Below are 6,448 nucleotides of genomic sequence, written 5' to 3'. Positions count from 1 at the left end.
TCGACCGAGTAGGCGCCATTAATGGCGGCATAGCAATAATAAAAATAATAAAAAAATCGGTCATTGAACATAACAGCAATAAAAACTTTACCATCAATAAAAAATAATCTTTAAATAATGTAATTGTTTTTGTTCTGCTTTTTGACAAAAAGTAAACAGCTTTTTTGATTCTTTTTTATCTGCATAAAAAAGAACAAATAAATCAAATAATAAAATACAATCCCAGCAATATAGAATAATAAAAAATAGAAAAATAAATAAAAAAAGCGGAGCTCACATAGCAATAAAAACAAAATACCCATATACCCTACTTGCATTTTATTAAAAAATAAATTATAATTATATTGTTAGATTAGTTTAACATTTAATTAAAAATAATGCAGATTATATTAAAAGAGGTTTATATATTATGAAAATGACTTTAAAAATAGGCGGTATGCATTGCGCTGCTTGTTCAAGAGCAGTTGAAAGGGCTTTAAAAAAAACAGAAGGCATTACTGATGCCAATGTTAATATAGCGTCTGAGAAAGCTGTATTTAACTATGATGAAAAAAAGTTAAAATATAATGATATAGTAAATGTTGTTGTCAAAGCTGGATATAAGGTTATAGGCAGGGAGGAAGATTCCGAAGAGAGAAAAGCTAAAGAGATGAAAGAGCAGAAAATAAGATTGATAGTATCCGCTTTATTTTCAATACCGCTTTTTTATATATCTATGGCTCCTATGATTAGTATTGTTAAATTTCCTATGCCTGATTTTCTGATTCATCATATTAACCCTCAGGTTTTTTCTGTTACAGCCATACTTTTATGCATACCTGTTATGATATCAGGATATAAATTTTATATATTAGGTTTTCCTGCTCTTTTCAGAGGATCGCCGAATATGGATTCGCTTGTGGCAATAGGCACATCTGCGGCATTTATATACAGCATTTATTCTACAATATTGATTTTTATGGGGCTTAATCCTCATGGCGATAATCTTTATTATGAATCGGCTGCGGTTATAATAACATTAGTTCAGTTCGGCAAATATTTAGAGGCAAGAAGCAAAGGAAAAACGGGAGAGGCAATTAAAAAATTAATGGGTCTTCAGCCTAAAACAGCAGTTATAATAAAAGACGGAGAAGAAAAAGAGGTAAAAATTTCAGAAGTAAAAGTTAATGATATAGTTCTTGTAAGACCAGGTGAAAGGATACCTGTAGACGGAAAGATTACGGAAGGATACAGCAGCGTTGATGAATCAATGCTTACGGGAGAGAGCATTCCAGTTGAAAAAACTATCGGAGATAATGTTGTATGCGCCTCTATAAATAAAACAGGAAGCTTTAAATTCAGAGCTGAAAAGGTTGGAGCCGATACTGCATTGGCTCAGATAATAAAATTAGTTGAGGACGCTCAGGGATCTAAAGCTCCTATAGCCAATATCGCAGATGTTGTTTCCTCTTATTTTGTTCCTGCCGTTATTGCCACAGCCTTAATTTCGGCAGTAATATGGTTTATAGCCGTTCATAATTTTGTATTTGCTTTAACGGTGTTTGTATCCGTACTTGTTATAGCATGTCCATGCGCTTTGGGGCTTGCCACACCTACAGCAATAATGGTAGGTACCGGAAAAGGTGCAGAGCTTGGTATTCTTTTTAAAAATGCGGAGGCTTTAGAAGTTTCGGAAAAAATAAATACCGTGATGTTTGATAAGACGGGTACTCTTACAGAGGGAAAGCCTTATGTTACGGATATTATTTCTGATGATAAAGAAGAGCTTTTGCTTATGGCGGCAAGTGCAGAAAACGGAAGCGAACATCCTTTGGGTGAGGCAATAGTAAGAGAGGCTAAGGAAAAAAATATTAAGCTTCTTGATATTTATAATTTCAAAGCTCAGGCAGGCTTAGGAATAGAAGCCTATATTGATAATAAAAAAATTTTAATGGGAAATGATAAGCTTATGAATAAAGAAAATATCAATACGGAAAATTATAATTCATATATTGACAGGCTTTCAAAGGAAGGTAAAACTCCGATGTATGTTTCTTATGACAATAAGCTTCTTGGAGTTATAGCATGCGCTGATAAATTAAAACATGAAAGTATTGAAGCTGTAAAAAGACTTCATAAGCTTGGCATAAAAACCGCTATGATAACTGGAGACAATAAAAATACGGCATATTCTGTGGCAAAAGATGCAGGTATAGATATAGTGTTTGCGGAAGTGCTGCCTGAAGATAAATCAAATGAAGTAAAAAAACTTCAAAATGAAGGAAATATTGTAGCTATGGTCGGAGACGGCATAAATGATGCTCCAGCTTTGACGCAGTCTGATGTAGGCATTGCAATAGGAAGCGGCACGGATGTGGCTATTGAAAGCGCCGATATAGTTCTTGTGAAATCAAATACCAATGATGTTGCAGCGGCTGTTGAATTAAGCAGGGCTGTTATGAAGGATATTAAGCAGAATCTATTTTGGGCTTTCTGCTATAATGTTATAGGTATACCTATAGCGGCAGGAGTTTTGCATATATTCAAAGAACCTTTAACGGCTTCTTCTATAGGAGGATTTTTAACTGCAGTTATGGGTAAAGATTTGCTTTTAAATCCTATATTTGCGGCTTTAGCTATGAGCTTAAGTTCCGTATCGGTTGTTGCCAATGCTCTCAGACTCAATTTTTTTAAAATTAAAAAATAAAGGCTTAATTATCAATTGACAAATATAGTTAAAAATATATAATTAATTATATTAATTTTCATTTATCAGAAATAAAATTATGCTTTTATAAATTAATTTCAGGGCAGCAAATGATAACTTTAGAAAATATCAGCAAGGTATTTAAGACCGAAAAAAATAAACACCTTAATGCCGTTAATAATGTATCTTTAAATATAGAAAAAGGAGAAATATTCGGAATAATAGGGTTTTCAGGGGCTGGAAAATCTACTTTAGTAAGATGCATAAATCTTCTTGAAAGACCTACATCTGGAAAAGTTTATATTGACGGAGAAGAATTGACAGCCTTAAAACCTAAAGAGCTTAGAAAAAAAAGAAAAAAAATCGGTATGATATTTCAGCAGTTTAATTTATTTTCCTCAAGAACTGTATTTAAAAATGTAGCTTATTCTTTAAGATACAGAGGATTTTCAAAAGAGGAGATAGAAAAAAAAGTTATGTCTTTGCTTGAGATTGTGGATATAAAAGATAAAGCTGATGTTTATCCTTCTCAGCTAAGCGGAGGACAAAAGCAAAGGGTGGCAATTGCAAGAGCTTTAGCAAATGATCCTCAGATACTTTTATGCGATGAAGCCACAAGCGCATTAGATCCGCAGACTACATCTTCCATATTGAAATTGTTAAAAAAATTAAATGAGAGTTTTGGAATTACCATAGTTGTAATAACGCATGAAATGAATATTGTTAAAGAGCTTTGCCATAGAGTTGCCGTTATGAGTAACGGAAGTTTAATAGAAGAGGGAGATATATTTGAAGTATTCTCATATCCTAAAAATAAAATTACTCAGGATTTTATAGATACAACTTCTAATTTATCAAAAATATACACGCTTGTTGAAGAAAAGCATAATATAACAAGATTGAAAGAGGGCGAATGCATAGTAGGATTAAAGTATAAAAAAGACAGTGTCGGAGAGGCTTTAGTGTCTCAGGTGTCAAGAGATTTTAATATTGATGTTAATATAATATTCGGAAATGTTGAGCTTATAGACGATAGTCTGCTCGGAGGTTTAGTTGTTATATTTCATGAAAAAGAAAAAGGTGCAATAACCAGCGCTGTAAAATTTCTTCGCAGAAAAAATATTGATGTGGAGGTAATAACGGATGCAAGATATGATGAATAATTTAATGCCTAATGTTATGGCTGATTTGCCGAGACTCTATCAAAGCATAATACAGACTTTTATTATGCTTTTTTATTCTGGAATATTATCATTTTTTATAGGCGGTTTTTTAGGAGTGCTTTTAATAGTTACTAAAAGATTTGCAATTATGGAAAATATATTGGTATACGAAGTTTTAAGCAAGGCAATAAATTTTTTCAGGGCAATACCTTTTATAATACTTCTTGCTATGCTTGTTCCTCTTACAAGATTTATAGTAGGCACAGCAATAGGGGTAAAAGGAGCCATTATACCTTTAATATTTGGAACTGTGCCTTTTTTTGCAAGACAAATAGAAAGCGCATTATCGGAAGTTGATTTAGGATTGATTGAAGCCGCCGAATCTATGGGTTCTTCTCCTATGGCTATTATATTCAGAGTATATTTAAAAGAAAGTATTGCGCCTATAGCAAGAGCAGCTACAATAACCGCAATTAGTTTAATAGGACTTACGGCTATGGCTGGAGCTGTAGGAGCAGGAGGACTTGGAACTTATGCCATACAATCGGGATATTACAGAAATAAGCTTGATATTATATATGTATCTGTAATATTGCTTGTAATACTGGTAGGTATAATACAGGCGGTTGGTAATTTTATAGCAAAAAAATCTTCGCATTAAAATAAATTAGAAAAATATCATTTTTATTTTATTATCATCATAAAAATATGTTATAATAATTGAATATTTTAAAGTAAATATCTTACTGTAATAAAATTCTTGATTTTTTATATTTTTAATATATAATTATCAAGACTATATTATTATATTTTTTATAATAAACAATTAACTATTTATAAAGAAAGGCTTATATGTATAAATTGAATACTTATGTTGTATATCCTATGTATGGTATATGTAAAGTTGTAGGAATATCAGATAACAAAGTTAATTCTAATTTAGTAGAATGCTATATTTTAGAATGCGAAAGCGAGAATATTACATTAAAAGTGCCTATAAATAGAGTTAAAGAATATCGTATAAGAAAGATAATATCAAAAGCGGAAGCTGGCAGCCTTTTAAATATACTGCATACTAAGCCTAATGATATAGAAAATAATTGGAAAATAAGATATCAGGAAAATGAAGAAAAACTTAGAAGCGGAGATATAAAAGATACAATAGAGGTTGCAAGAAGTTTATTCACAAGAAATAAGCTTAAAGAGCTTTCAGCAAGCGAAAAGCGTTTATATGAAAAAGCTTATATGTTTATAGTAAATGAAATCAGCATAGCATTAAAAAAAGATAAAGATGAAATAGAAGATATAGTTTCAAATGCTTTAGAAAAATCCGCTAAAAAATTCAAAAGCAAGCCTTTGGAAAAAGAAAAAGCAGTTAAAGAAACTAAAGAAACATCTAAAAATACAAAAAAAATAAAAAAAGATGTTTCTAAAAAATAGTAATAGTCTGATTTGTTTTATTAAAAAATAATATAATATCTGATTAATATAAAAAACTGAAGAGGAAATTATGTGGAGAGTTGTATATTTTGTACTGTATTGCATAGCGCTGATTTTGAATTATTTTATATCAAAAAATTTTAATTATAAAACATTAACGGCATTTATAACAAGTTCCGTATTTATATTTTTATTTGAATTCTTTTTTATAAGAAAGAAATCTTCTAAAATTACGCTTGCATTTTTTATATCATTTATTTTAACCTTAATTACTGTAATATTAACTATAAGTGCAGTTAATATTATAGGAATACATTTATCTGCAGATGAAAAATTAATTATTATTTTTATAGAAGGATATTTAACTTTTTCAATTACAGCGGCTTTTATACCTAATATATCAAATATGCTTAAATTTACAAAACAGGATAAAACAAAAAATGCTAAAATATTGGATACATCTGTGATAGTTGATGGGAGAATATATGATATTGCCGAGAAAAAATTTTTTGACGGACTTCTTATTCTTCCTGAATTTGTTATTAAAGAGGTTCAGTTTTTAAGCGATGCGAGAGATGCTCAGAAAAGAATAAGAGGAAGAAGAGCTTTAGAAATTTTAAATAAAATGAAATCTTCAAAAAATATACTTCTTTCAATAACGGATATAGATTTTCCGAATATAAAAGAAGTTGACTTAAAATTAATAGAGCTTGCCAAAAAAATGGACGCTAAAGTAATTACAAATGATTTTAATTTGATGAAAGTTGCATCCATACATGAAGTTGATATATTAAATATTAATGATTTAGCCAATTCGCTTCATGTGGTTGTACTTCCCGGAGAAACTATAAATATAGATTTAATCAGAGAGGGAAAGGATAAGCAGGCTTTAGGATATTTGGAAGACGGCACTATGATAGTTGTTGATAATGCTAAACATTTAATAGGAAAAAATGTCGCAATAGAGATAGATAATGTTTTACCTAAGGAAGCGGGAAGAGTAATATTTGCATCTCTTATCGGAGCTAAAATTAATAATAAGAGAAGACATGATAATAAATAATTATAATAAATATTTTTCTGGATTTATTATTATAAATCAAAAACATATTAACTTCTTATAATAAAAAACATGCTTTTTTTCTTAAAAAGCATGTTT

At 30.2% G+C, this 6,448-nt stretch carries 5 protein-coding genes; all 5 read left to right on the top strand.

Annotated features, from left to right (window positions below):
• Positions 1–409: 409 nt before the first annotated feature.
• The 5 genes from QZ306_RS08870 to QZ306_RS08850 all read left to right on the top strand — a co-directional run bounded on the left by QZ306_RS08870 (position 410) and on the right by QZ306_RS08850 (position 6,352).
• Positions 410–2,686 (top strand): cation-translocating P-type ATPase, encoded by a 2,277-nt coding sequence (locus QZ306_RS08870; protein ID WP_295163215.1) that lies wholly within the window; start codon positions 410–412, stop codon positions 2,684–2,686.
• A 110-nt stretch (positions 2,687–2,796) separates the two neighbouring features.
• The gene (locus QZ306_RS08865) at positions 2,797–3,849 is read left to right on the top strand and encodes an ATP-binding cassette domain-containing protein (RefSeq protein WP_295163212.1); all 1,053 of its coding nucleotides are present in this window, start codon (positions 2,797–2,799) and stop codon (positions 3,847–3,849) included.
• A complete protein-coding gene (locus QZ306_RS08860; RefSeq protein WP_363322631.1) occupies positions 3,830–4,510 on the top strand; it encodes a methionine ABC transporter permease in 681 nt (226 codons plus the stop codon). Before QZ306_RS08865 ends, QZ306_RS08860 begins: the two co-directional genes overlap by 20 nt.
• A gap of 191 nt (positions 4,511–4,701) precedes the next feature.
• A complete protein-coding gene (locus QZ306_RS08855) occupies positions 4,702–5,289 on the top strand; it encodes a CarD family transcriptional regulator (RefSeq protein ID WP_295163207.1) in 588 nt (195 codons plus the stop codon).
• 70 nt (positions 5,290–5,359) lie between these two features.
• Entirely contained in the window at positions 5,360–6,352 is a 993-nt protein-coding gene (locus QZ306_RS08850) for a PIN domain-containing protein (protein WP_295163205.1), read from the top strand.
• Positions 6,353–6,448: the final 96 nt, after the last annotated feature.

Source organism: uncultured Brachyspira sp. (assembly GCF_910588665.1).
In the GTDB taxonomy this organism is placed as follows: domain Bacteria; phylum Spirochaetota; class Brachyspiria; order Brachyspirales; family Brachyspiraceae; genus Brachyspira.
The sequence above is the reverse complement of the archived record's forward strand: the minus strand, read 5'-3'. Positions and strand labels throughout refer to the sequence as shown.

Excerpts from the sequence above, each read along its gene's own strand:
- QZ306_RS08860 (WP_363322631.1), top strand. The coding sequence starts at position 3,830 with ATGCAAGATATGATGAATAATTTAATGCCTAATGTTATGGCTGATTTG.
- QZ306_RS08870 (WP_295163215.1), top strand. The coding sequence starts at position 410 with ATGAAAATGACTTTAAAAATAGGCGGTATGCATTGCGCTGCTTGTTCA.
- QZ306_RS08855 (WP_295163207.1), top strand. The coding sequence starts at position 4,702 with ATGTATAAATTGAATACTTATGTTGTATATCCTATGTATGGTATATGT.
- QZ306_RS08850 (WP_295163205.1), top strand. The coding sequence starts at position 5,360 with ATGTGGAGAGTTGTATATTTTGTACTGTATTGCATAGCGCTGATTTTG.
- QZ306_RS08865 (WP_295163212.1), top strand. The coding sequence starts at position 2,797 with ATGATAACTTTAGAAAATATCAGCAAGGTATTTAAGACCGAAAAAAAT.